Source organism: Nocardia asteroides, assembly GCF_900637185.1.
Lineage (GTDB): Bacteria > Actinomycetota > Actinomycetes > Mycobacteriales > Mycobacteriaceae > Nocardia > Nocardia asteroides.
In genome coordinates this window covers 4,605,614-4,632,392 of record NZ_LR134352.1, presented here as the reverse complement: position 1 = coordinate 4,632,392, position 26,779 = coordinate 4,605,614, and the positions used below count along the sequence as shown (strand labels likewise).

The following is a 26,779-nucleotide window of genomic DNA, read 5'->3' as shown; positions in this document are numbered from 1 at the left end:
CACGCATTATCGCAGGCAAAGTCTCCATCGAATGTTCAACGATACGATTGAGACACATGAGCCACGACATTCGCGACTTCGTCCCGTCCACCTGCACCCTGCTCGGCCTCGGCGAACCGACCCACCTCGAGCCGGCGTTCCCGCTGCTGCGCAACGAGCTGTTCGCCCAGTTGGTCGCACACGGGTTTCGGTCCATCGCCCTGGAATCCGATCGGCTCGCCGCGTTCGCGGTCGACGACTACGTCCGCCACGGCATCGGCGATCTCGACGAGGTGCTGCGCTCCGGCTTCTCGCACGGCTTCGGCGCGGTGCCCGCCAACCGGGAACTGGTCGAGTGGATTCGTGACCACAACCGCACGGTGCCGCCCGCCGAACAGATCGCCTTCCACGGCTTCGATGCCCCGCTGGAGAACACCAGCGCCCCCAGCCCGCGCCTGTACCTCGAATACGTCCGCGACTACCTGGAACTGGACCTCGACATCGCCACCCCCGCCGGCGACGACGAACGCTGGCACCGCGACGAGGCGATCCTGGACCCGGCGAAGTCGATCGGCGACACCGACGACGCGCGGCGCCTGCACGCCCTCGCCGACGACCTGCAGAACACCCTGTACGCCCGCACCCCCGAGCTCATCGCGGCCACCTCGGAAACCGAATGGCGCAGGGCCACAGCGCAGCTCGGCGCCGCGCTCGGTCTCCTGCGTTACCACCGCCAGGCCGCCCGCCGCGTCGACGAGGCCACCCGGATCTCCGGCCTGCTCGCCACCCGCGACGTGCTCATGGCCGAGAACATCCGCGACATCCGCGAGGTCGAAGACCGTCGCGGCCCCACCCTGCTCTACGGGCACAACGTGCACCTGCAGCGCAACCGCAGCACCATGACGATGGGTCCGCTGACCCTGCGCTGGTACAGCCCCGGAGCCATCCTCGGACCCCTGCTCGGCGACCGCTACACCTACCTCGCGGGCAGCCTCACCCGCGACCCCGAAACCCCAGGCGCCCAAGCGAATATGCGCGACTGGACGCTGACGCCCGCCGCCGATGCCACCGCGAGCGACCCCGACATCGACGAGCGCGGCCTGTTCCCGCTGGACCAGGAGACCATCGACGGCGCGGACGCGATCTGGCACCTCCGCCTCGCCGCCCCGGCGCGACAGCCCTAGGTCGCCTGGCTCACCGAGGACATGTGGAAGTCCGGGATCCGCAGCGGCGGCATGGCGGTGCGGGTGAACCAGTCCTTCCATTCGCGAGGCAGGGTGATCTCGGTGGCGCCCGCCTCGCTGACCCGGCGCAGCAGGTCCAAGGGACTCTCGTTGAACCGGAAATTGTTGACCGCGCCGGTGACCCGGCCGTCCTCCACCAGGTAGACCCCGTCGCGGGTGAGCCCGGTCAGCAGGAGGGTGGCCGGGTCCACCTCGCGGATGTACCACAGGCAGGTCAGCAGCAGTCCGCGTTCGGTGCGGGCGATCATGTCGTCGAGCGAGGCGTCGCCGCCACCGGTGAGCAGCAGGTTCTCCCCGGGAACCGTGGCGGGCGCGGCGAACTCGGCGGCGGTCGCACGCGGGTACACCAGCGACTCCACGACACCGGACCCGATCCAGTCCACCCGCTGCGCGGGCAGCCCGTTGTCGAACACCGACAGCGACTCCGACGACGCCGGGGTCGCCACGAACGGCCGGTACTCCAGGCCGCTCGCGTTCGGGTCGGAGTACAGGGTCAGCGGAATGTCGCTGAGCCGCTCGCCGATCCGGGTACCGCCGGCACGGGAGAACGCGGTGTGGCCCTCGTGCGCGCCGCGGCCCTCCATCGTCCAGGCCAGATAGATCATCAGGTCGGCCACCGCCGACGGTGGCAGCAGCGTCTCGTAGCGGCCCGCGGGCAGCGCGACCCGGTTGGCCGACCAGTCGAGGCGCCGGGACAACTCGGCCAGCAGCCCGGGGGTGTCGACATCGGTGAAATCGGCGGTGCCGACGCCGACCCAGGCGCTCGCGAGATCGCTACCCTCGCCGCGCTTTCCGTTGATCTCCACCGACCCGGTCGGCTGGCTGAACCGGCGCCGGATCCCGGTGGATGTGCCCAGCCAGGTGGTGTGCAGCTGGTGGTGGGCGAAACCGTAGAGCCGGTCGCCACCGTCGAACCCGGCCGACAGGTCACGGGCCAGCTGGGTGAACACCGCGATCTCGGTGGCGCCGGGCGCGTGGTCCCAGGTGGCGGTGTCGTCGACGGTGGGTTCCAGCAGTGGCATCGCGTCGCGGGCAGGCGCCGCCGTCCGTGCGGCCTCCTCGCTGGCGCGCACCACCGCCTCGATCTCGTCCGGGTCGACGCTGGTGGAGCTGATACTGCCCACCCGCGCGGCGTTCGGGCCGTCGCGGAACACCGAGACCACCGCCCAGTCGCGCGACACCGACGACCCGTTGGTGGTCATCGAATTTCCCGCCCACCGCAGCGACGCCTCGTGCGCGTCGGTGACGATCACGATCGCCTCGTCGGCCTTCGACGCCGCCAGCGCGCGCTCGACCACCGCGCCCGCCGGGAACACACCCGTTGCACTCACTGGCCGCCCTCCGTCCGGGTGTTGAGAATGTTGATCCCGCGTACCAGCACCGACGGGCAGCCGTGGCTCACTGCCGCCACCTGGCCGGGCTGGGCCTTGCCGCAGTTGAACGCGCCGCCGAGCTGCCAGGTGCTGGGCCCGCCGACCGCCTCCATCGCACCCCAGAAGTCGGTGGTGGTGGCCTGGTAGGCGACATCGCGCAGCTGACCGGCCAGCTCCCCGTCGCGGATCCGGAAGAACCGCTGCCCGGTGAACTGGAAGTTGTAGCGTTGCATGTCGATCGACCACGACTTGTCGCCGACGATGTAGATGCCGTCCTCGACCCGGGAGATGAGCTCGGCGGTGCTGGTGTCGCGCTCGGGATCCGGTTGCAGCGACACATTGGCCATCCGCTGGATCGGCACGTGGTGCGGGGAATCGGCGTAGGAACAGCCGTTGGACCGGTCCAGCCCGAGGCGTGGCGCGAAGACCCGATCCAGCTGGTAGCCCACCAGGACGCCGTCGCGCACCAGATCCCAGCGCTGCCCCGCCACCCCCTCGTCGTCGTAGCCGACCGTGGCCAGGCCGTTGACCTGGGTGCGGTCCCCGGTGACGTGCATGATCGGGGTGCCGTAGCGCAGTGTGCCGAGCTGGTCGGGCGTCGCGAACGAGGTGCCGGCGTAGGCGGATTCGTAGCCGATCGCCCGGTCGTACTCGGTGGCGTGGCCGATCGACTCGTGGATGGTGAGCCACAGGTTCGTCGGATCGATCACCAGGTCGGTGGGACCGGCGACGACGCTGGGCGCCTTCACCTTCTCCGCCAGCCAGGTGGGGATCTGCGCGAGTTCGCCCGCCCAGTCCCAGGTTCCGTCGGCGCCGGTGACGTACTCCCAGCCGCGGCCCGCGGGCGCGGCGAGGGTGCGCATGGTCTCGAACACCCCCGACGCGGCGTCGACGGTGATCGCCTCCAGCTGCGGATGCAACCGCACCCGCTGCTGGGTGATCGTGGAGCCGGCCGTGTCGGCGTAGAAGGTCTGTTCCTTGACCTGCAGCACCGAGGCGGTCACGTGGTCGACGCCGTCGGCGGACGCGAGCCGCTCCGAATAGTCCTGCAGCAACGCCACTTTGTCGGCGGTGGGCACCGCGAACGGGTCGAGGTCGTAGGCCGACACCCACGACACGTCCGCGTAGCGCGGCTCGGCGGCGAGCTCGACCCGCTCGCGGTTGAGCGCGGGCAGCGTCGTCGCGACGGTGACCGCGCGGCGCGCCACCTCCGCGGCGGTCGCGGGCGTGAGCGCGGCGTGCGAGGCGAAACCCCAGGTGCCGTCGACGATCACGCGCACGGCCAGACCGAGCTCGGTCGCGTCGGTGACCGCCTCCACCCGCCCGTCGCGTAGCCGGATGGACTGGGTCACCAACCGCTGGACCCGCAGATCGGCGTGCTCGGCGCCGGCCGCGCGCGCCGCCGACAGCGCCGCCTCGGCGAGCGCGGGCAAGCCCAGCGCACGGAACTGTTCGTCCACTTCTCTCGACGTCGCGGTACTCACCCGGCCTACGCTAGCCGGTGCCGCCGACACACGGGACCCGTGCCGCCGATTGCGGTCCCGGCCAGGCGGTATTTCGGGCCGTCGTGCGCGAAAACCCGGCTCCGGCAGCACAACCGTGACGCGCTGACCCCGATCCTCCCGCCGCGAGCTGTCCGGATGGCGTAGGGTGCCCGCCGTGCCGCCATCCGCCCTCCGCGATCGAAAAAGGGAACGAACCCGTCGTGCGATCCTCGTGGCCGCCGTCGGCTTGTTCGAGGCCAGAGGCTATGAGGAAACGACCGTGGCCGAGATCGCGGCCGAGGCCGAGGTCGGCACCCGGACCTTCTTCAACTACTTCGCCAGCAAGGAAGAACTGCTCTTCCCCGAACCCGACGAACGGGTGCGCGCGGCCGTCGCCGCCATCGCCACCCGGCGGCCGGGGGAGCGGCCGGTGGAAGTGCTGCTGCGCGCCTTGCGCGCGGCGGGCGACAATCCCGGCGAACATCTCGTCGACGATCTGGGCGCCCGCGTGGCCGCGCTGCGCGCCCGGGTCTCGCGCACCGTGCCCGCGGTGAGCGGTCGCGCCGCGCACGCCCAGCTCGTGGCCCAGCGCGAGATCGCCCGGCAGTTGCACGCGGCGTTCCCGCACGAACTCGACGAGGTCGGGGCCGCCGCGCTGGTGGGCGCGGTGGTCGGCGCCGTGTCGGGCGCGCTGACGGTGCTGTTCCAGCAGCCCCAGCACGGCATCGACGACGGCGAACGACTGCACCGCAAGATCCACGAGACCACCTCGCGCGTGCTCCAGCCGTGGCTCGCCGCCGCGGCGCCGAAGGAACCGGCGCGCTAGCCGAACTGCTGCCAGCCCAGCCGCACCACCATCACCACCACCACGACCAGCAGCACCACCCGCACGAACCCCGCGCCCTTGGCCAGTGCCATCCGCGAACCGACCAGCGCGCCCGCCACGTTCGCCACGGCCATGCCCGCGCCGAGACCCCACAGGATGTGCCCGGTCGCACCGAGGAACACCAGGGCGCCCAGATTCGATCCGCAGTTGATCACCTTCGCCATCGCCGCCGCCCGCACGAACTCGGTACCGAGCAGCGTGGCGAAGGTGATGATCAGGAACGTGCCGGTGCCCGGCCCGAGCAGGCCGTCGTAGAGCCCGATCAGACCCGCGGCCAGCGCCACCACCAGGATCACCTTGCGCTGCGTCGGCGGATGGGTCGCCATCGTCATGCCGACCGAGGGCCGCAGCGTGACGAACAGCGCCACCGCGACCAGCACCACCATCACCAGCGGGATGAACAGCTCCCGATCGATCAGCGACACCGCGGCCGCGCCGCAGGCGGCGGTGATCGCGGCGATCATCGCACCGGGGATCAGCACCGCCCACTGCATCGGCACCCGGCGCGCGAAGGTGACGACCGCCGTGGCCGTGCCCGACAGCGCCGCGAGCTTGTTGGTGCCCAGGGCCGTCTGCGGCGCGATCCCGGGCGCCACGAGGAACAGCGTCGGCAGGATGATCAGCCCGCCGCCGCCGACCACCGCGTCGACCCAGCCCGCCGCGCCTGCGGCCACGAGCAGGACCGCCCAGTCTCCCAGTTGCATCCGACCAGGCAATCAAGATCACGGCCGGAACGCCAACCCGGGCCTAGGCTGGTCCGGTGCGCCGGTTCAGCTTGTGGCTTCGCGGCCGCCCCATCGTGGCCGATTCCATCCTGGCCTTCATGCTCATGGTGCTCGACGCCCTCGGCGCGGGCAACGAGGACAACAAGGCCGCCTACCTGGTCTTCTCGCTGATCCTGCCGCTGCCGCTGGTGCTGCGCCGGATCTACCCGCGGGCCATGGCCGCGGCCATGTTCGCGCTGTCGCTGCTGTGCACCGCGGTCGGGTACGTGGTGGGCAACGACACCACCGGCCACGTCGCGCTGATCGGGCTCGGGGTGATGCTCTACACCCTGGTGGCCTATGTCGGGCGCCGCGACGGTCTGCTGTATCTGCTCTGCCTCGGCGTCGACCTGACCGTCTCGGTCCTGCTGCTGCGCCAGCCCGACGGCGGCGACCTCGCCCTGGTCGGGGTGATCTACGCGCTGTGCTGGACGCTGGCCGAGTTCAACGGCGCCCGGCACGCCTACGACGCCGAGGTCGCCGCGCGGCTCGCCGTCGCCGACTACGACAAGGAACGCCGCGCCCACGAAGCCGTCGCCGCCGAGCGCACCCGCATCGCCAGGGAACTGCACGACGTGGTCGCGCACGCGGTCAGCGTCATCATCGTCCAGGCCGACGGCGCCAAGTACGCGCTGCGCCACGACCCCGACACCGCCGAACGCGCCCTGGCCACCATCGCGGGCACCGGCCGCGACGCCCTGCGCGAACTGCGCCGCACGGTCGCGCTGCTGCGCACCGAGCACGCGCCGGAACTGCTGCCCCAGCACGGCAGCGCGGGCATCGCCCAGCTCGCCGAGCTCATGCGCGACGCGGGCCTGGCCGTCGACCTGGAACTGACCGGCGAACTCGACGACATCACCCCCGAGGTGAGCCTGGGCGTGCACCGCATCGTGCAGGAATCGCTGACCAACACCCTGCGCCACGCCGGGGCCAGCCCCAAGGCGACGGTGCGGGTGCAGCGGCGGCCCGACGACATCCGGATCGAGATCGTCGACAGCGGCGGCGTGCCGGAACGCGAACCCGCCGGCGGTATCCCCGGCGCGGGCATGGGCCTGGTCGGGATGCGGGAACGGGTGGCCGTGCTCGGCGGAACCCTGTCCGCCGGACGCACGGGCGACGGGCGCTGGCAGGTGCTGGCCACCCTCCCGCTGCGGGCCGAAGCGGACTGATCCGCCCGCTAAGGTTGGGAAATGCCGATCAGCGTGCTCGTGGTGGACGATCAGGAACTCATGCGGATGGGCCTGAAGATGGTGCTCGGGGCACACCCCGACATCGAGGTCGTCGGCGAGGCGGGCAACGGCGACGAAGCGGTGCGGCGCACGGCGCAACTGCGGCCCGACGTGGTCCTGATGGACGTCCGGATGCCGGTGGTGGACGGCGTCACCGCCACCGGCCGGATCGTCGCCGCGGGCGACGGCGTCCGCGTCCTGGTGATGACCACCTTCGACCTCGACGAACACGCCCTCGGCGCGCTGCGCGCCGGCGCCAGCGGGTTCCTGCTCAAGGACACCCCGCCCGAGGATCTCGTCTCCGCCATCCGCAGCGTCGCCGCCGGTGACGCGGTGGTCTCGCCCAAGGTCACCAAGCGTCTGCTGGACCGGCTCGTGGCCGAGGACCCCGCCGGCCTGCGCGACCCCGGCGTCCTCGACGTCCTCACCGCGCGCGAACGCGAAGTGCTCGAGCAGATCGCCGCGGGCCGCTCGAATGCCGAGATCGCCGCCGCGCTGTTCCTCTCGGAGGCCACGGTGAAGACGCATGTGGGCCGGGTACTCACCAAACTGGGGCTGCGCGACCGGGTGCAGGCGGTGGTGCTCGCGTACGAGACCGGGCTCGTGCGGCCCGGCGGCTGAGCGGCCGGGAGAAAAATCGGGCGCTCGTGCGTTGGAGAGGGTAGATCGTCCGAAAGGATCGCCATGACCGCCCTGCTGTTCGTGCTCTACGTCGTCGTCGAGATCGCCGCGTTCGTCGGCCTGGCCCAGCTGATCGGGGCCGGCTGGGCGTTGCTGGCGCTGATCGCCGTCTCCGGCGTCGGCCTGCTGCTGCTCGGCGCCCAGGGCCGCCGCGTGTTCGACCGCTTCCGCCGGGCCGCGCGCGGGGAGGTCACCGCCGAGAGCGCGGTCGCCGACGGCCTGCTCGTCGCCACTGGATCGGTCCTGCTGTTCGTGCCGGGCCTGGTCACCGGCCTCATCGGGTTGCTGGCGCTGTTCCCGCCCACCCGGGCGCTGCTGCGGCCGGTGCTGGAGAAGCTGGGCACCCGCCGGTTCGGGCCGCTGCCCTCGTTCGCACCATCGCCGTACCGCGGCATGGTGGTCGACGCCGACAGCGGCGACGTGGTCGACGGTGTTGTCGTCGGGCAGTGGTATGACGACGGACACACCGGCGGTCCGCGTGCCCTCGGGTCCGCCTGAGCCGGATATGCGGCCCCGGGGCGGGCGAGGGTCTACAGTGTGCCGATGGCCACCGAGCAGATCACCGTCACGGTGAGCGCGGAACTGGCCGACGCGGTGCGCAGAGCGAGTGCCGCTGCCGGACAGTCCATGTCGGATTTCACGGTCGCCGCGTGGCGACTCGAACTCATCGCCGTCGAAGCGGGCGGGCACACCCCGGCGGGGTTGCGCGACGCCGACGTCCGCGCCGTGCTGTCCCTGCCGACCTGACGATCCGCCGATACGGCAGACTGGGTCACCGTGAGTACCCAGTTGCTGATCGGCGGTCGTTTCTACAGTTCCAGCTCCCCGGACGCGACCGCGATGGCGGTCACCGACGGCACCGTGGTGTGGCTCGGCGCCGAAGCCCCGGGCCGGGCGATGCACCCCGACGCCGAGATCGTCGACCTCGACGGCGCGTTCGTCGCCCCGGCCTTCGTCGACCCGCACGTGCACGTCACCGCGCTGGGCCTGCAACTGACCGGACTCGACGTCCGCGGCGCCGCCTCGCTGGCCGAACTGCTCGACGCCGTCCGCGCGCACGCCACCGCACAGCCGGACGGCGTGATCATCGGCGAGGGCTGGGACGACACGACCTGGCCCGAACAGCGGCCGCCGACGGTGGCCGAACTCGACGACGCCGCCGGTCCGGGCCGGCTCGTCTACCTGGCCCGGGTCGACGCGCACTCCGCCGTCGCCTCCTCGGCCCTGCTCGACGCCGCCGGTGACCTCGGCGACGGCTACCGTCGCGGTGAGCCCGTGCGCGCCGACGCCCACCACCGGGTGCGCACCGCCGCCCTCGCCGAACTCGGTCGCACGCAACGGGATCGGGCCCGCACCGCCGCGCTCGACGCCGCGGCCGCGCACGGGATCGTCGCGGTCCACGAATGCGCCGGACCCGACATCTCCGGTCGCGACGACGTCCGCGAACTGCTCGCCTTCGAGCACGGCGTCGCGGTCCGCGCCTACTGGGGCGAGGCCGTCCGCACCGCCGACGAGGCCAAGGCCCTGATCGCCGAGCTCGGGGTCGACGCGCTCGGCGGTGACCTGTTCGTCGACGGCTCGCTCGGCTCGCACACCGCCCTGCTGCGCGACCCCTACGCCGACGCGGACGGCTGCGGCACGCGGTTCCTCGACGCCGACACCGTCACCGCGCACCTCCGCGCCTGCACCGAAGCCGGTGTGCAGGCCGGATTCCACGCCATCGGCGACGCCGCCATGGACATCGTCGTCGCCGGATTCGCCGCGGTCGCCGCCGAACTCGGCGGACCGGCGATCGCCGCGCGCGGGCACCGGGTCGAGCACGCCGAGATGACCGACGCCGCTGCGATCGAGCAGCTCGCCACGCTCGGGGTGATCCTGTCCGTGCAGCCGGGCTTCGACGCGGCCTGGGGTGGCCGGGACGGGATGTACGCCACCCGCCTCGGCGCCGAGCGCGCCGCCGCGATGAACCCCTTCGCCGCCATGGCCGCCGCGGGCATCTCCCTCGCCGTCGGCTCGGACGCGCCCGTCACCACCCTGAACCCGTGGGAACAGGTCCGCGCCGCGGTACACCACCGGACCCCGGGTCACGGCCTCTCGCCGCGCGCGGCGTTCGCGGCGGCCACCCGCGGCGCCTGGCGGGCGGGCGGTGTCCGCGACGGGGTCGCGGGCACCCTGGTCCCGGGCGCGCCCGCCTCCTACGCGGTCTGGGACGCCGGTGACCTCGTCGTCGCGGCCGCCGCCGACACGGTGCAGCGCTGGTCGACCGATCCGCGCTCGCGGGTCCCCGGGCTGCCCCGCCTCGACCCCGGCGCCGACCTGCCCACCTGCCTGCGCACGGTCCGCGACGGCGTCACGATCTTCACCGCCTGACCACGCGCCGTACCGGCATCGAATCACGGAGCAGGACATCATGATCCATCCCGCCACCGACCCCGGGTCCGACCCCGCGCCCGCCGGGGGCGAGCCCGCCGACCCGGCAGGACGCGCCCGGAACGGCACCGCGACCGGGGGCGCCGCGGAGAACGAGCAGGACCCGAGCGATACGGCGGCTCCTCGCGGCGCGGCGGGCGGAGCGGGCGCGGCGACTGCGGACGGCGCGGCAGCGGAACGAGGCGCGGCGACGCCGGGCACGGCGGCGGGCGGACAGGGCCCGACCGGCACGGCGGCCCCGGGCGCCGCCGCGGGCGGTGGTCGCGTCGTGCTCCTGCGGCTACTCGCGGCCGTCGCGGGCGGGCTGCTGCTGTTCGGCAGCTTCCCGCCCCGGCCGTGGTGGTTCCTGGCGCCGGTCGCGATCGCCCTGCTCACTCTCGCCGTGCGGGGCACGGGCAAGGCGCGCGCGGGCTTCGGGTACGGATTCCTCGGCGGGCTGGCGTTCTTCGTACCGCTGCTGCCGTGGACCGGCATCTACGTCGGTCCGCTGCCGTGGCTGGCGCTGTCCACGGCGTGCGCGGTGTACTTCGGACTGTGGGGTGTGCTCACCCGCCGGCTCGGTGCGTTGCCCGGCTGGCCGGTCTGGGTCGCCCTGGCCTGGACGGCGACCGAATGGGCCAGATCGAGTTTCCCGTTCGGCGGATTCCCCTGGGGGCGGGTGGCTTTCGGGCAGGCCGACGGCTGGTACCTGCCGCTGGCGGCCTACGGCGGCGCCCCGCTGATCGGTTTCGCCGTCGCCCTCACCGGCACCGGCCTGGCCGCGCTCGCCCTGCGGGTGCGCGCCTGGTCCCGGCACCCGGCACCCCGCCGGGCCGACCGGTCCGTTCGCCTCGGATTTGCCACCGCGGCAGTCACTGTGGCTATCATGCCCCTCGCCGGAGTGATCCTCCGGCCGACGCTGCCCGCCCCGGACGACGGCAACCGGACGATCACGGTCGCCGCGATCCAGGGCAGCGTGCCGCGGCTGGGCCTCGAGTTCAACGCGCAGCGGCGGGCCGTGCTGGACAACCACGTCCGGCGCACCGAGGAACTCGCCGATGCCGTGGACCGCGGCGAGACGCCCCGGCCCGATGTCGTCATCTGGCCGGAGAACTCCTCCGACATCGATCCATTGCGCAACGCCGACGCCGCCGCCGAGATCACCCGGGCCGCGCAGCGGATCGGCGCGCCGATCCTGGTCGGCGCAGTCCTGGTGAACGGTGACCGCACCACCACCAACTCGGTGATGGTGTGGAACGGCGCGGCGGGCCCGGCCGATCGGCACGACAAGAAGATCATCCAGCCGTTCGGTGAATATCTCCCGATGCGAGGTTTCTTCCGTTTGTTCTCTTCCTATGCCGACCAGGCCGGCTATTTCGTCCCGGGCGACGGTGACGGAACGGTCACGGCCGCCGGCGTGCCGATCGGAGTGGCGACCTGTTACGAAGTCGCGTTCGATCGGGCATTCCGGGAATCGATGGCCGCGGGCGCGCAACTGCTGACGGTGCCGACCAACAACGCGACCTTCGGCGAGAGCGAGATGACCTACCAGCAGATGGCGATGTCGCGGGTGCGCGCGGTCGAGCACGGGCGGGCGCTGGTGATCGCAGCAACCACCGGTGTCAGCGCGATCATCACCGCGAACGGCGTGATCGAGCAGCAGTCCGAGCAACTCGTCCCCGCCGCGCTGGTGGCTCAGCTACCATTGCGCGACACGACGACGATCGCGACCCGAATCGGCGCGGCGCCCGAACTGGCGTCCGTTATTCTGACCGCGATCGGCGTGGCGCTGGTATTTTTCCGGCGCCGGCGAGCGAATCAGGCGCAGGTTATGCGGAGCTCGCAGAATTCCGAATAAGCGGTTTGTTTCAACCCGGGGGAAGCGGCCTCAGGTAGCTGCTGCGAGGGTGTAATCCGTTGAGCTCGAAAACAAATCCAGAACGGTAGCCATCCGGCTGCCGGAGTACTCCGAATCTATGGGCGTGGACAGCCACGCCCTGGGCCTTCGTGTGCCCGGGCGCTGCTCGGGGAGTCGTGACACAAAGGCAGAACGGAGTGCTTGATGAGTTCATTGGCCACCGACCGCGTCAGCTCATGCGTCACCGACGACGATCCGGGCCAACCGTTCGCTCTCTCGCCCGGTCAGACGGCCCTGTGGTATGCGCAACGGATCCGGCCCGATATTCCCCTCACCATCGCCCATTACGTCGAACTGCACGGTGATCTCGACCCGGGCAGGCTGCTCTACGCCGTGGAGCGCTTCGGTGCCGAATCCCAGGTGGGACACGTGCGCCTACTCGAGATCGACGGGGTACCGCACCAGCGGGTCGACCTGGCCTGGCGGCCGGGCTGGGCCCGCATCGACCTGCGCGGCGAGCCGGACCCGCGCGCCGCGGCGCTGCGCTGGATGAATCAGCACGCCAGCACCCCGATCGACATGGAACGCGAACCGCTCACCATCAATGTCGTGTTGCAGGTCGGTGACCAGGACTGGTTCTGGTACGAACGCGGACACCACATCGTTATCGACGGTTACGGAGCGATGAACGCGCTCGCGCGCACCGCCGAGATCTACACCGCCGTCGGCGAACAGCGCGAGCCGTCGGTCTCGCGGGCCGCCGCGCTGGTCGAGCTCTACGCCGACGAGTCGCGCTACCGCGAATCCAGCCGGTGCCGGGCCGACCGCGAGTACTGGATGGAACAGCTCGCGGGCGTGGGCGAGCCGATGACACTGTCCTCGGTCACCGCCACGGGCGACACCCACGACCCGGGGCGCCACCGCGCCACCGCGGTCCTCGACACCGACCTCGACGCCCTGCTCACCGACGCGATCACGGCGCACGGCTCGGCCAACTCCGCGCTCATCGTCGCGGCCCTGGCCGCCTACGTGCGCTCGGTCACCGGCGACTCCGACGTCGTGCTGAGCCTGCCGGTCTCGGCCCGCACCACCGTGGCCCTGCGCCGCTCGGCGGGTGTGGTGTCGAACGTGGTGCCGCTGCGCGTGCGCTTCGACGAGCACACCACCGTCGCCGACGTCGTGCGCCAGACCGAACTGCAGATCACCGGTGCGCTGCGGCACCAGCGCTACCGCTCCGACGACATCCGCCGCGACTGCGGGTACTCCCGGGACGCGCGTGGCTTCTTCGGCCCGATGGTCAACATCATGCTGTTCCACGACGAGCTCAAGTTCGGTGACATCGCAGGCCAGCTGCACGTGCTCGCCACCGGTCCCGTCGAGGACCTCTCGATCAACATCTACAACGGCGACGGCGGCCGCATCCAGCTCGACTTCGAAGCCAACCCCAAGCTCTACGGCGAGGCCGAAGTGGCCGCCCACCACGGTCGCTACCTGGACTTCCTCGGCCGCTTCCTGGCCGCCGAGCCCGGCACCCCCACCCGCGCGCTGACCGCGATCACCGCCGACGAGCAGGCCCTGGTGCTGCGCGAGTGGAACGCCACCGAGATCCCGGTGCCCGAGGCCACTCTGGTCTCGCTGTTCACCGACCAGGTGCGCCGTAGCCCGCACGCCGTCGCCCTGGAATTCGGCGACCGCGCCATCGGCTACACCGAGCTCGGCGACCGGGTGAACCAGCTCGCCCGCGAACTGATCGCGCGCGGGGCCGGACCCGAGACCACGGTCGGGGTGTGCCTGCACCGCAGCATCGAGATGGTCATCGGGCTCTACGCCGTGCTGGCCACCGGTGCCGCCTACCTGCCGCTGGATCCGGATCATCCGGCCGACCGGATCGACGCCGTGCTGGCCCAGGCCCGCCCGGTGTGTGTGCTCACCGCCGCGCGCGACCTGGTCCGCCTGCCCGAAGGCGTCACCCGGGTCGAGCTGGACACCATCGACGTCACCGGCCACGCGGCCGACCCGATCACCGACGCCGATCGGCGCGCACCGCTGCGGCCCGAGCAGCTCGCCTACGTCATCTTCACCTCCGGTTCGACCGGCAAGCCCAAGGGCGTCGGCGTCACCCACGCGTCGATCGTCAACCGGCTGCGCTGGATGCAGGCGGAATACCCGCTCGACCACACCGACGCCGTCCTGCAGAAGACCCCCGCCACCTTCGACGTGTCGGTCTGGGAGTTCTTCTGGCCGTTGCAGGTGGGCGCCCGGCTGGTCGTCGCCGCGCCCGACGGTCACCGTGACCCGGCCTACCTGGCGCGCATCATCACCGAGAAGGGCATCACCACAGCGCATTTCGTGCCCTCGATGCTGTCGCTGTTCGTCACCGATCCGCGCGTGGCCGGTGGGGCCGGGCTGCGGCGGGTGTTCTGCAGTGGCGAGGCGCTGCCCGGCGCCACCGTCGCCGATTTCCACGCCGCGCTGCACGGTCTCGACGGCGGCCCCGACCTGCACAACCTGTACGGGCCCACCGAGGCCGCGGTCGACGTCACCTACTGGCCGTGCCCGGCCGACGCGACCACGGTGCCGATCGGCTCGCCGGTCTGGAACACCCGGACCTACGTGCTCGACTCGCAGCTGCGGCCGGTCCCACCCGGTGTCGCCGGTGAGCTGTACCTGGCCGGCGTCCAGCTGGCGCGCGGCTATCTCGGCCGCCCCGACCTCACCGCCGACCGGTTCGTCGCCAACCCGTTCACGCCGGGCGAGCGCATGTACCGCACCGGCGACCTGGCGCGCTGGCAGCTCGACGCACCTGTCCTGGAATACCTGGGCCGCACCGACTTCCAGGTGAAGATCCGTGGTCTGCGGATCGAGCTCGGCGAGATCGAATCGGCGCTGCTCGCCCAGGACGCCGTCGCCCGGGCCGTGTGCGTGGCCCGCCCGAGCCGCACCGGGGACGACGAGCTCGTCGCCTATGTGGTCGCGGCGTCCGGTGCCACCGCGCCCGAGCCTGCGGTGCTGCTGGCGGGGCTGCGCCGCAGCCTGCCGTCGTACATGGTGCCCTCGGCGCTGGTCGTGCTCGACGAGATGCCGCTGAGCGCCAACGGCAAGGTCGACCGCAAGGCCCTGCCCGAACCCGCTGTCGGCGTGCGGCTCACCACCGGCGCCGCCGCGCCGCAGACCGAACTGGAATGCGCGCTCGCCGAGATCTTCACCGAGGTCCTCGCCCTGGACGGGACCGCCATCGGCGTCGAGGACAGCTTCTTCGACCTCGGCGGCAACTCGCTGGTGGCGGCGCGCGCGGTGGCCCGGATCAACACCACCCTCGACGCGAACCTCACCATCCGTGAGCTGTTCGAGGCCTCCACCATCGCCGCGCTGGCCGGCTACATCAGCACGCACCGGCCCGAAACGTCCACGCCCAAGCTGGTTCCCGCGGTGCGCCCGGAACGGGTGCCGCTGTCGCTGGCCCAGCAGCGCCTGTGGATCCTCAACCGCTTCGCCGAGCACGCGGCCGCCTACAACATGCCGCTGGCGCTGCGCCTGACCGGCACGCTCGACCTCGACGCGCTGCGCGCCGGCCTGCGGGACGTGCTCGACCGGCACGAAAGCCTGCGCACCAGTTTCCCCGAAGGCCCCGACGGTGCCTACCAGCTGATCCACCCCGCGGCCGCGGTGGAGCCGGCACTGGTACCGGTCGACGTGATCGCCGCCGACCTCGTCGGCCTGATCGCCGAATTCACCGGCCAGGGCTTCGACCTGCGCACCGAGACCCCGCTGCGGGTCGCGCTCTACCGGGTCGGCGCCGCCGACCACCTGCTGGTGGTGGTGCTGCACCACATCTGCGGTGACGGCTGGTCGGTCGCCCCGCTGGCGCGAGACCTCATGAGCGCCGTCGCGGCGCGCGCGGACGGCGCCGCGCCGCAGTGGACTCCGCTGCCGGTGCAGTACGCGGACTTCGCGCTGTGGCAGCGCGCGCTGCTCGGTGACGAGGCCGACCCGGAGTCGCCGTTGGGCAAGCAACTCGGTCACTGGCGTGACGCGCTGGCCGGTCTGCCCGACCAGCTGGACCTGCCGCTGGACCGCCCGCGCCCGCTGCACCGCGAGACCGGCGGCGACACCGTGGCCTTCACCATCGACCCCGAGATCCGCGGCGCGGTGAGCGAACTCGCGCACGCGCGCGGCGTCAGCATGTTCATGGTGCTGCACGCCGCGCTGGCCACCTTGCTGGCCCGCCTGTGCGGCACCGGCGACATCACCGTCGGCACCCCCATCGCGGGCCGCTCCGATCCGGCCCTGGACGACCTGGTCGGCATGTTCGTGAACACGCTCGTGCTGCGCACCGAGGTCGACCTCGGCGCCGGATTCGACCGGATGCTCGATCAGGTCCGCGAGACCGACCTGGACGCCTTCGCCAATCCCGACGTTCCGTTCGAGCGGCTGGTGGAGCTGGTCAACCCGGACCGCTCGACCTCCCGGCACCCGCTGTTCCAGGTGATGCTGTCCTACGACCGCACCCCGGAACTGCGCGTCGAACTGCCCGGCGTCGCCGCCGAACTGGTGCCCGTCGAGACCGGCGTGGCCAAGTTCGACCTGCAGCTCGAGGTACGTGACAACCACGCCGACGGCCCGCTCGAGGCCGAATTCGGTTTCGCCACCGACGTGTTCGACCGCGCCACGGTCGAAGCGATCGCCCGCCGTTTCACCGCGCTGCTGACCGCCGTCGTCGCCGACCCGACTGTCCCGGTCGGGGACCTGGAGCTGCTCGACCGCAAGGAGGCCGCGCGCCTGGTGCCGATCGCCGGCGCGCCGGCCGAGCCGGCCGGCACGCTGGCCCGGCTGCTGGGGGAGACCGCCCAGCGGCTCGCCGACGCCGTCGCCGTGCGCTACCTCGGGTTCGACACCACCTACCGCGAACTCGACGAGCGCTCGAACCGGTTGGCGCGCAGCCTGATCGCGCACGGCGCCGGACCGGAGGCCGTGGTCGCGGTCGCGCTGCCGCGCAGTCTGGAATCCATCGTCGCGATCTGGGCCGTGGCCAAATCCGGTGCCGCGTACGTGCCCGTCGACCCGGCCTACCCGGCCGGGCGGATCGCGCACATGATCGGCGACTCCGGCGCCGTGCTCGGGCTCACCCTGCCCGAGCATCTCGCGGGGCTGCCCACCACCACGGGCAAGCACCGCAAGGCGCCGGAATGGCTGGTCTTCGGCACCGCCGAGTTCGAGGCCGACTGCGCGAGCCGCTCGGCCACCCCGGTCACCGACACCGACCGCAGGCACCCGATGCGCGCCGGTCAGCCCGCCTACCTGATCTACACCTCGGGCTCGACCGGCACGCCGAAGGCCGTGGTCGTCACCCACGCCGGCATCGCGTCGCTGGCCAGCGAGCAGACCCAGCTGTTCAAGGTGACCGACGGCGCGCGGACCATGCACTTCTCCTCGCCCAGCTTCGACGCCTCGGTGCTGGAGCTGCTGCTCGGCTTCGCCGCGGGCGCCACCATCGTGGTGGCACCGGCCGACCTGTACGGCGGTGCGGAACTGGCCGGATTCCTGCGCTCGGAGCGGATCACCCACGCGTTCATCACCCCGGCCGCGCTGGCCACGGTGCCCGCGGGCGACTTCCCCGATCTGAGCACCGTGATCGTCGGCGGTGAGGCCTGCTCCGACGAACTCGTCGCCCGGTGGGCCTCGGCGTACCGCATGCACAACATGTACGGCCCCTCCGAGGCCACCGTCGCGGTCACCGCCAGTGCCGCCATGGTGGCGGGGGAGCCGGTGCCGTTGGGCGCGCCCGTGCGCGGTATGCGGCTGTTCGTCCTGGACGCGCGGCTGCACCCGGTCCCGCCGGGCACCCCCGGCGAGCTGTACGTGTCCGGCCCCGGCCTGGCGCGCGGCTACCTCGGCAAGCTCGCCCTCACCGCGCAGCGGTTCGTCGCCAACCCGCACGGCCGGGTGGGCGAACGGATGTACCGCACCGGCGATCTCGTGGTCTCCGACGCCGTCGGGCGGCTGCGCTTCCTCGGCCGCGCCGACGACCAGATCAAGATCCGCGGCTTCCGCATCGAACTGCGCGAGATCGACCACGTGCTGCGCGAACACCCCGGCGTGCGCTCGGCGCTGACCGTCGTGCACGTCGACGAGCAGGGACAGCAGCGGCTCGCCTCCTACGTGACCGCCGACGGCGCGATCGAACCCGCCGCGATTCTGGCCACCGCGCGCGGCAGGCTGCCCGGATACATGGTGCCGGCCGCGGTCGCGGTGCTGGACCGGATGCCGGTCACTCCGGCGGGCAAGCTCGACCGAAAGGCTTTACCCGCACCGGAATTCACGACCACCGCCGGATCGCGGGCGCCGCGTACCCACCTGGAGATGCGCGTCGCCGCGGTGTTCACCGAGATCCTGGGCCGCCCGGTCCCCGGCGCCGAGGACAGCTTCTTCGAGATCGGCGGCAACTCGCTGCTGGCCACCCGGCTGGCCGCGGCACTGCACGCCGATTTCAGTGTGGATCTGCCGGTGCGCCAGATCTTCGAGGCGCCCACTGTGGCCGGCATCGCCGGTCTCATCGCGGAAGCGCCCCGGACGCAGCGGGTGGCGCTGGCGGTACACACCCCGCGCCCGGGACGCATACCACTGTCGCTGCCGCAGCAGCGGCTGTGGTTCCTGAACCGATTGTCCCCCGAATCCAGCGCGTACAACATCGCATTCGTCTTGCGAATCGGCGGAGATCTGAACGTCGCGGCCCTGCGCGCGGCGCTCACCGATCTGGTCGAGCGCCACGAGGTGCTGCGGACGATCTTCCCCGAGGACCTGTCCGGCGCCCAGCAGATCGTGCTGCCCGCGGCGGGCGCGGTCCCGGCCGTCGCGGCGATCGACACCGATCCCGCGCAGGCCGAGGCCACGCTGACCACGCTGGCCCGCGAAGGATTCGACCTCACCTCGCAGACGCCGCTGCGTGTGCGGCTGCTGCGGGTCGCGCCCGAGGAGCACCTGCTCGGCGTCGTCGTGCACCACATCGCCGCCGACGGCTGGTCGCTCGGCCCGCTCACCCGGGATCTGGCGCAGTCCTACGTCGCCCGGGCCGCGGGGAGCGCACCGGCGCGGCCGCCGCTGCCGGTGCAGTACGCGGACTTCAGCCTGTGGCAGCGGACGGTGCTGGGCGCCGAGGACGACCCGGACAGCATCGCCGCCACGCAGCTCGCGCACTGGCGCGAGGCACTGGCCGAACTGCCCGACGAACTGCCGTTGCCGTTCGACCGGCCGCGCCCGGCCGACCCCACCGGGGTGGCGGGCACGGTGCGGTGCGAGGTCTCGGCGCCGCTGCAGCGGGCCATGCGTGAGCTGGCCGCCGACACCGGCGTCAGCCTGTTCATGGTGATCCGCTCCGCCCTGGCCGTGCTGCTGCGCGGGGTCACCGGCGGTCGCGACATCCCCCTCGGCACCCCGGTCGCCGGGCGCACCGACATCCAGCTCGACGACCTGGTCGGCATGTTCGTCAACACCCTCGTCCTGCGATCCGACGTGGACCCGGACCGCAGCTTCGTCGACCTGCTGCTGGCCGACCGCGACGACGAACTGGCCGCCATCGCCAACTCCGACCTGCCGTTCGAACGGGTCGTGGACGCGCTGGGCCGCGACAGCAGGGCAGGCAACCGGCACCCGCTGTTCCAGGTCGCGCTGAGCATGCAGGACGACCGCGCGCCGCGCCTGGAACTGCCCGGATTGCGGTTGGCCGCCGAGGAACTCGACATCGCCCGCGCCAAGTTCGATCTCGAACTGCGGGTGGCCCCCGGCGAGGACGACGGACAACGGTTCGACTTCGTGTACTCGGCCGAGTTGTTCGACGCGGACACCATGGCCACGCTCGCGCAGCGGTTCGTGCAGATCCTGACCCAGGTGACCGCCGACCCGCACCAGCTGGTGAGCCAGATCGAGGCGCTGACCGTGCCCGAACGCCGGACCCTGGTTCCCGCGCAGGGACCGTCCGCGGTGACGCCGATCGTGCTGGCCGACATCATCGAGCGCGCCGCGACCACCTTCGCCCACCGCCCCGCGCTGCGCTGGTTCGCCGGTGGCAGCGTCGCGGGCGAAGTGGGCGAGCTCGACTACGACGAGGTCGGCGAGCGGGCGCACCGGCTCGGCCGGGCCCTGATCGCGCGCGGCATCGGCACCGGTGACCGGGTCGCGGTCGGCCTGACCCGCGGGCTGGACTGCGCGCTGGCGATCTTCGGCGTCGCCGCGAGCGGCGCGGCCTTCGTGCCGGTCGACCCGCGCTACCCGGCCGACCGGGTCCGGCACATGCTCACCGACTCCGGCGCGAGCGCCGTGCTCACCACCACCGCCGACGTGGCGTCGCTGCGCGAGGCGGCCGGCCCGATCGAGACCCAGTGGATGCTGGTCGACGACGTCGAATTCCACGCCGAACTGGCAGGCTACGACGGTGCGCCGATCACCGACGCCGAACGGGTCCGCCCGGTCCGCCCGGCGGATCTGGCCTACCAGATCTACACCTCCGGCTCGACCGGCCTGCCCAAGGGTGTCACCGTCACCCACAGCGGTCTGGTGAGCCTGGCGGTCGATCTGCAGGAGCGGATGGGGCTGGACCGGTTCGCCCGGACGTTCTTCTTCTCCACGCCCAGCTTCGACGTCTCCGTGCTGGACATGCTGCTCGCGGTCTGGTCGGGCGCCGAGATGGTGATCGGCCCGATCGACATCTACGGCGGCGACGAACTCGGCGCGCTGCTCGAACGGGAGGACATCACCCACACCTTCCTCACCCCGGCGGTGCTGGCCTCGATCGACGCCGCTCGCTGGCCGCTGCCGCACCTGCGCGGGCTCATGGCCGGTGGCGAGGCGGTACCGCCGGACCTGGTGGCGAACTGGGCGCCGGGCAGGCGGTTCGTCAACGCCTACGGTCCCACCGAGTTCACCGTCATCGCGGCGATGTCGCAGCTGGCGCTGGACCGGCCGGTGACCATCGGCACGCCGGTGCGCGGTGCGCGGGTGCTCGTCCTGGACGAGCGGCTGCGGCCCGTCGCCACCGGAGTGCCCGGGGAGCTCTACCTCGGCGGTGCCGGCATCGCCCAGGGTTACCACGAGCGGTTCGGGCTCACCGCGGGCCGGTTCGTGGCCGACCCGTTCGGCCCGGCGGGCAGCCGGATGTACCGGACCGGTGACGTCGTGCGCTGGACCGCCGACCGCGAACTGGACTACCTGGGCCGCAGCGACCATCAGGTCAAGGTCCGTGGATTCCGCATCGAGCTGGGCGAAATCAGCGCCGTGCTCGGCAGCCACCCCGACGTCCGGTTCTCGCACACCGAGGTCCGGCGGATCGCCGGCGACGACCGCATCGTCGCCTGGGTGCAGCTGGCCGACGGCACCGACCCGGCCGTGCTGGCCGAGGTCCGCAACCACGCCGCCGCGCGGCTGGCCGGGCACATGGTGCCCGCGTCGCTGACCCTGCTCGACCAGGTCCCGCTGACGCCGGTCGGCAAGCTGGACCGGGGCGCGCTGCCGGAACCGGAGTTCACCGCCACCGCGGGCCGCGCCCCGCAGACCGCCGCCGAGCGGCTGGTGGCCCAGGTGTTCAGCGATCTGGTCGGCGCCGCCGAGGTCTCGGCCACCGACAGCTTCTTCGACATCGGCGGCAACTCGCTGCTCGCCACCCAGCTGGTGGCGCGGCTGGCCGCGGCCAGCTCGGTCCGGCTGGAGGTGCGCACCGTGTTCGCCGCGCCGACGGTGGCCGAACTCGCCGCGCTGCTCGATGCCGGGCCGTCCGGCGACGAAGGCCGCCCCGACCTGGTGAAGCAGGAGCGTCCGGAACGGATTCCGCTGTCGGCCGCCCAGCGCAGGCTGTGGTTCCTCAACCGGTTCAACGCGGGCACCGAGGGCGAGGGGCAGTCGGCGGGCGCCTACAACATCCCGGTCGTGCTGCGCCTGCACGGCCCGGTCGACCTCGACGCGCTCATTGCCGCTCTGCACACGGTGCAACGTCGGCACGAGACGCTGCGCACGGTGTTCCCGGAGAGCTCGGGGGAGCCCGAGCAGCTCGTCCTGGACCCGGAGATCGCGGCCGTCACCCTGTTCCACGCGACGGCCTCGCCCGACGAGGTCGAGTCGGCGGTGACCCGGTTCGTCACCCCCGGCTTCGACCTGTCCGGGTCGGTCCCGATGCGCGCGGCCCTGATCACGGTGGACCACACCGGCCTGCCGGTGCCCGCGCAGGCCAAGCTCGCCGTCGCGGGCTCCAAGGAGCACGTGCTGGTGCTGGTCGTGCATCACATCGCGATGGACGGCTGGTCGCTGGAACCGCTCGCCGGTGAAGTCGCCGCCGCCTACCGCGGGATCCGGGCCGGCGAGCAGTACGGCGACTTCATCCCGGAGATCCAGTACACCGACTACACCCTGTGGCAGCAGGAACTGCTCGGCACCGAGGACGATCCCGAGTCGGTGATCAGCAAGCAGCTGGCGCACTGGCGCGGTGTCCTCGACGGCCTGCCCGAGCTGCTCACCGTGCCGGCCGACCGGCCGCGCCCACCGGTGCCCTCCTACCGCGGCGGCACCGTCGACTGCCAGGTCGACGCGGCCACCCACCGCGCGCTGCGCAGCATCGCCACGGCCAACAACGTCAGCATGTTCATGGTGCTGCACGCGGCGCTGGCCGTGCTGTTGCACCGGGTCACCGGCGACGACGACATCGCCGTCGGCACCGCGACCGCGGGCCGTGGTCACCCGGCGCTCGACGCGATGATCGGCATGTTCGTCAACACCCTGGTGCTGCGCACCGAGGTCACCGACGAGCGCGCCTTCGTCGACCTGCTGCGCAATGTCCGCGACCGTGACCTGGACGCCTTCGCCAACGCCGACATGCCCTTCGAGCGCCTCGTCGAGGTGCTCAATCCGGCCCGCTCGCAGGCTCATCACCCGCTGTTCCAGGTGATGCTGTCGGTGCGCAACGCCCCAGTGCGGATGCTGGAACTGCCCGGGCTGCGGATCGAGGCGGTCGACACCGACGCCGGGATCGCCAAGTTCGACCTGCAGTTCACCTTCACCGAGACCCAGACCGCCGACCGGATCGGCGACGGCATCACCCTCGCGGTGAACTACGCCGCCGACCTGTTCGACGAGGTCACCGCACGAAGGCTCGGCGACCGGCTGGTCCGGCTGCTCACCGCCGTGGCGGCCGACCCGCACACCGCGGTCGGCGACCTGGCCCTGCTCGACGCCGTCGAGTGGACCGCGCTCGCGCCGGTGCACGGCAGCCGCGCCGACATCCCGGTGAGCTTCCCCGCGGTCTTCGGTGCCGCGGTGGCCAGGTCACGGGACTCGGTGGCGCTCTCGGCCGGCGACACCGTGGTCACCTACGACGCGCTCGACCGCTGGACCAACCGGCTGGCCCGGGTCCTCATCGGTCAGGGTGTCGGACCGGAAAGCCTGGTGGCCCTGGGCATTCCGCGCTCGGTAGAGTCGGTGGCGACCATGCTCGCGGTCGCCAAGGCCGGTGCGGCGTTCGTGCCGGTCGACCCGAACTACCCGGCACAGCGGATCAGCCACATGCTCACCGACTCCGGCGCCGCGGTGGGGCTGACCCTGCTCGCGCACCGGGACCGGCTGCCCGGCGACTGCCGCTGGCTGGTCCTGGACGACCCGCAGACCCGGGCCACCGTGCTCGGCACCGACGACACCCCGATCACCGACGCGGACCGGATCCGGCCGCTGCGGGTGAGCAACCCGGCCTACATCGTCTACACCTCCGGCTCCACCGGCACCCCGAAGGGCGTGGTTGTCACCCACGGCGGCATCTCGAACTTCGCCGCCGAATGCGCCGACCGCTACGACGTGCGGCCGGGTAGCCGGATCCTGCACTTCGCCACCCCGAGTTTCGACGGTTCCATGCTCGACATCCTGTTCGCGCTCGGCGGCGCCGCGACGCTGGTGATCGCCCCCACCGGCATCGTCGGCGGCGAGGAACTGCGCCAGCTCTACATCCGCGAACGCATCACACACGCGTTCGTGACCACCGCGGCGCTCGGCACCGTCGACCCGGCCGGGGTGAACTCGCTGGCGCACGTGCTCGTCGGTGGTGAGGCGCTGCCGCCGGATCTGCTCGCGCGGTGGGCACCGGGCCGCAACTTCTACAACGTGTACGGACCCACCGAGACCACGATCGTCACGCTGATGCCGCAGCCGATGAGCCCGCAGGGGCCGATCACCATCGGCGGCCCGATCCGCGGCGTCGCGGCCACCGTGCTCGACCGGCGGCTGCACCCGACCCCGGTCGGCGTCACCGGCGAACTGCAGCTCGCCGGTTCGGCGCTGGCGCGTGGCTACCACAACCGGCCGGGCCTGACCGCCCAGCGGTTCGTCGCCAATCCCTATGGCGCGCCGGGCGAACGGATGTACCGCACGGGCGACCTGGTGCGCTGGCGCGACGGTGTGAAGTCGGCGCTGGACGTGGAGTACGTGGGCCGCACCGATCACCAGGTGAAGGTGCGCGGGTTCCGCATCGAGCTCGGCGAGATCGACGTGGCATTCGGCAGGCACCCCGACGTGGAGTTCGCGCTCACCATCGGGCACACGACCCAGGCGGGTGCGACCGCGCTGGTGTCCTACGTGAAGGCGCGGGCCGGACTCGCGCCGACGGTGCGGGAACTGCTCGACCACGTCGGCGCGCACGTGCCGAACTACATGGTGCCGCAGTCGGTCATGCTCCTCGACGAGGTGCCGCTGAACCCGGTCGGCAAGCTCGACCGGGCCCGGCTGCCCGAGCCGGTGTTCACCGCGGCCGAGGGCTATCGCGCGCCCTCGACCCCGGCCGAGGTGGCGCTGTGCACCGTGTTCGCCGAGGTGCTCGGCGTGGAGCGAGTCGGCGCCGACGACGGGTTCTTCGAACTCGGCGGCAACTCGCTGCTGGCCACCAAGGTCGTCGCGGCGCTGCGCGAGCAGGGCTACGACATGCCGGTGCAGCTGATGTTCGGCGACGCCACCCCGGCCGGCATCGCCGCCCGGCTCGACGGCGCCGACGCCGGTGCCGCCATCGCCGCGGCGACCGCCCCGGTGCTGCCGATCCGGCCGTCCACCGGGCCGCACGACACCCCGCTGTTCTGCGTGCACCCCGCGATCGGTCTGGCCTGGTGCTACGCGGGCCTGCTCGCGCACCTGGCGCCGGGACGCCCGGTCTACGGCCTGCAGGCGCCGCACGTCTCCGGCGACGACCGGTTCACCTCCATCCCGGAGGCCGCCGGACACTATGTGGCCCACATCAAGTCGATCCAGCCGCACGGTCCGTACCACCTGCTCGGCTGGTCGCTCGGCGGCCTGATCGCGCAGGAGGTGGCGGTCCAGCTGCAGGACGCGGGGGAGGACGTCGCCCTGCTCGCCATGATGGACAGCTACCAGCTCGGCGACCGCTGGCTCGACACCGCGATGCCGAGCGTGGCCGACATCCTCGGCGAGTTCGGCGCCGACATCCTCGGCGGGGCACCGCTGCCCGCCGACATCGACCTGCACGAGGCGGCGGATCTGCTGCGGGCACAGCCGGGCCCGTTCGCCGCGCTCTCGGTCGAGAATCTCGAACGGCTCTACACCGGGTACGCCGACGGCACGATGATGGCGAACCGGTTCCGGCCGCGCACCTTCGACGGCGACCTGGTGTTCTTCTCCGCCGTGGCGGACGAGATCAACGCCGCCGATCCCGGCAGGCGAGCCGAAGCGTGGCAGCCGTTCGTCACCGGCAACATCCACAACCACGACCTGCCCTGCAGGCATGCGGCGATGACCACGCCGGAATCGCTGGCGGTGATCGGCCCCGTGCTGCATCGCCACCTCGACGCGGTCCCGGAGATCACCGTGTGCGGCGGCGGCCAGAAGGAGATGCGTCCGTGAGTCTGGCGGTAGAAGTCCGTGGCCTGGCCAAGAGTTACGGCAAGGTGCGCGTGCTGAAGGAGATCGACCTGGAGATCCCCGCGGGCACGGTGCTCGGCCTGCTGGGACCCAACGGCGCGGGCAAGACGACCACCGTGCGGGTCGTCACCACGCTGCTGCGGCCCGACGCCGGCTCGATCCGGGTCGCCGGTGTCGACGTGCTGGCCGACCCGGCCACCGCGCGCACCCGGATCGGCCTGTCGGGGCAGTACGCCGCGGTCGACGCGAACCTGACCGGGTACGAGAACCTGCGCATGGTGGCGCGCCTGTACGGCATGTCCCGCAAGCAGGCGGTGGAACGGGCCGAACAGCTGCTCGCCGCGCTGGGCCTGGAATACGCCGCCGGACGGCGCGCGGGCACCTACTCCGGCGGCATGGCCCGGCGGCTCGACCTCGCGGGCGCGCTGGTGGCGCGCCCGCCGGTGGTGGTGCTCGACGAACCGACCACCGGCCTGGACCCGCGCGGCAGGCTGGACATGTGGCAGGTGATCGGCGACCTGGTCGACGACGGCACCACCGTGCTGCTCACCACGCAGTACCTGGAGGAAGCCGACCTGCTGGCCGACCGCATCACCGTCATCGACAAGGGCACGGTGATCGCGCGCGGCTCGGCCGACGAACTCAAGACCTCGATCGGCGGCGACCGGCTGACGGTCACCCTCGCGGCCGGGCAGAGCCCGGCGTCGGCGATGACGGTGCTGCAGCAGGTCGGCGTCGGTGAACCGATCCACGAACCGGGCAGCGACGAGGTGTCGGTGGTGGTCGGCAACGGCTCCCGCACCATGGTCGAAGCGCTGCGCCGGCTCGACGACGCGGGGGTGTGTGTCGTCGACGCCGTCGTCGTCCGGCCCACCCTCGACGACGTGTTCCTTTCCCTCACCGGGACTCCGGCCGAACCGGTCGTGGAGCCCGAAACCGACGACGTGCAAGAGGAGATTCTCTCGTGAGCGTGGCACCGGAG

13 protein-coding genes are annotated in these 26,779 nt (G+C 72.1%); 10 read left to right on the top strand and 3 right to left on the bottom strand.

Annotation, left to right across the window (positions count from 1 at the left end; translation table 11 throughout):
* The first annotated feature begins 56 nt into the window (after nucleotides 1-56).
* Nucleotides 57-1,163: an erythromycin esterase family protein gene (locus EL493_RS21635; protein ID WP_019047424.1), complete on the top strand. Its 1,107-nt coding sequence runs from the start codon at nucleotides 57-59 to the stop codon at nucleotides 1,161-1,163.
* On the opposite strand, the gene EL493_RS21630 is transcribed toward EL493_RS21635, so the two are convergent.
* Nucleotides 1,160-2,554, bottom strand: a complete 1,395-nt coding sequence (locus EL493_RS21630; protein WP_022566793.1) for a metallopeptidase TldD-related protein — start codon at nucleotides 2,552-2,554, stop codon at nucleotides 1,160-1,162. The two genes, EL493_RS21635 and EL493_RS21630, sit on opposite strands and share 4 nt — an antisense overlap.
* Nucleotides 2,551-4,080 carry a TldD/PmbA family protein gene (locus EL493_RS21625; protein ID WP_030202381.1) on the bottom strand — a complete coding sequence of 510 codons (1,530 nt, stop codon included), beginning with the start codon at nucleotides 4,078-4,080 and terminating at the stop codon, nucleotides 2,551-2,553. The genes EL493_RS21630 and EL493_RS21625 overlap by 4 nt, the downstream gene beginning before the upstream one ends.
* Nucleotides 4,081-4,360: 280 nt before the next feature.
* Here EL493_RS21625 and EL493_RS21620 point away from each other — a divergent pair, with 280 nt between their 5' ends.
* Nucleotides 4,361-4,906: a TetR/AcrR family transcriptional regulator gene (locus tag EL493_RS21620; RefSeq protein WP_022566794.1), complete on the top strand. Its 546-nt coding sequence runs from the start codon at nucleotides 4,361-4,363 to the stop codon at nucleotides 4,904-4,906.
* On the opposite strand, the gene EL493_RS21615 is transcribed toward EL493_RS21620, so the two are convergent.
* The gene (locus EL493_RS21615; protein WP_019047420.1) at nucleotides 4,903-5,670 is read right to left on the bottom strand and encodes a TSUP family transporter; all 768 of its coding nucleotides are present in this window, start codon (nucleotides 5,668-5,670) and stop codon (nucleotides 4,903-4,905) included. The two genes, EL493_RS21620 and EL493_RS21615, sit on opposite strands and share 4 nt — an antisense overlap.
* Before the next feature lie 56 nt (nucleotides 5,671-5,726).
* Here EL493_RS21615 and EL493_RS21610 point away from each other — a divergent pair, with 56 nt between their 5' ends.
* From EL493_RS21610 to EL493_RS21575, 8 genes are all read left to right on the top strand, one after another.
* On the top strand, nucleotides 5,727-6,899 hold the full coding sequence (locus tag EL493_RS21610) for a sensor histidine kinase (protein WP_022566795.1): 1,173 nt from the start codon (nucleotides 5,727-5,729) through the stop codon (nucleotides 6,897-6,899).
* A gap of 21 nt (nucleotides 6,900-6,920) precedes the next feature.
* Complete coding sequence (locus EL493_RS21605) at nucleotides 6,921-7,580, top strand: response regulator (RefSeq protein WP_019047418.1); 660 nt, start codon at nucleotides 6,921-6,923, stop codon at nucleotides 7,578-7,580.
* 63 nt (nucleotides 7,581-7,643) lie between these two features.
* Nucleotides 7,644-8,138, top strand: coding sequence for an FxsA family protein (locus EL493_RS21600; RefSeq protein WP_019047417.1), 495 nt, complete (start codon nucleotides 7,644-7,646; stop codon nucleotides 8,136-8,138).
* Nucleotides 8,139-8,183: 45 nt separating this feature from the next.
* The gene (locus tag EL493_RS21595) at nucleotides 8,184-8,387 is read left to right on the top strand and encodes a hypothetical protein (RefSeq protein WP_030202374.1); all 204 of its coding nucleotides are present in this window, start codon (nucleotides 8,184-8,186) and stop codon (nucleotides 8,385-8,387) included.
* A gap of 30 nt (nucleotides 8,388-8,417) precedes the next feature.
* The gene (locus EL493_RS21590) at nucleotides 8,418-10,010 is read left to right on the top strand and encodes an amidohydrolase (protein ID WP_019047415.1); all 1,593 of its coding nucleotides are present in this window, start codon (nucleotides 8,418-8,420) and stop codon (nucleotides 10,008-10,010) included.
* Between the two features lie 40 nt (nucleotides 10,011-10,050).
* Complete coding sequence (gene lnt, locus EL493_RS21585; protein WP_019047414.1) at nucleotides 10,051-11,907, top strand: apolipoprotein N-acyltransferase; 1,857 nt, start codon at nucleotides 10,051-10,053, stop codon at nucleotides 11,905-11,907.
* A 204-nt stretch (nucleotides 11,908-12,111) separates the two neighbouring features.
* On the top strand, nucleotides 12,112-25,779 hold the full coding sequence (locus EL493_RS21580) for an amino acid adenylation domain-containing protein (protein WP_022566796.1): 13,668 nt from the start codon (nucleotides 12,112-12,114) through the stop codon (nucleotides 25,777-25,779).
* On the top strand, nucleotides 25,776-26,765 hold the full coding sequence (locus tag EL493_RS21575; RefSeq protein ID WP_019047412.1) for a daunorubicin resistance protein DrrA family ABC transporter ATP-binding protein: 990 nt from the start codon (nucleotides 25,776-25,778) through the stop codon (nucleotides 26,763-26,765). Before EL493_RS21580 ends, EL493_RS21575 begins: the two co-directional genes overlap by 4 nt.
* The last annotated feature ends 14 nt before the right edge of the window (nucleotides 26,766-26,779 follow it).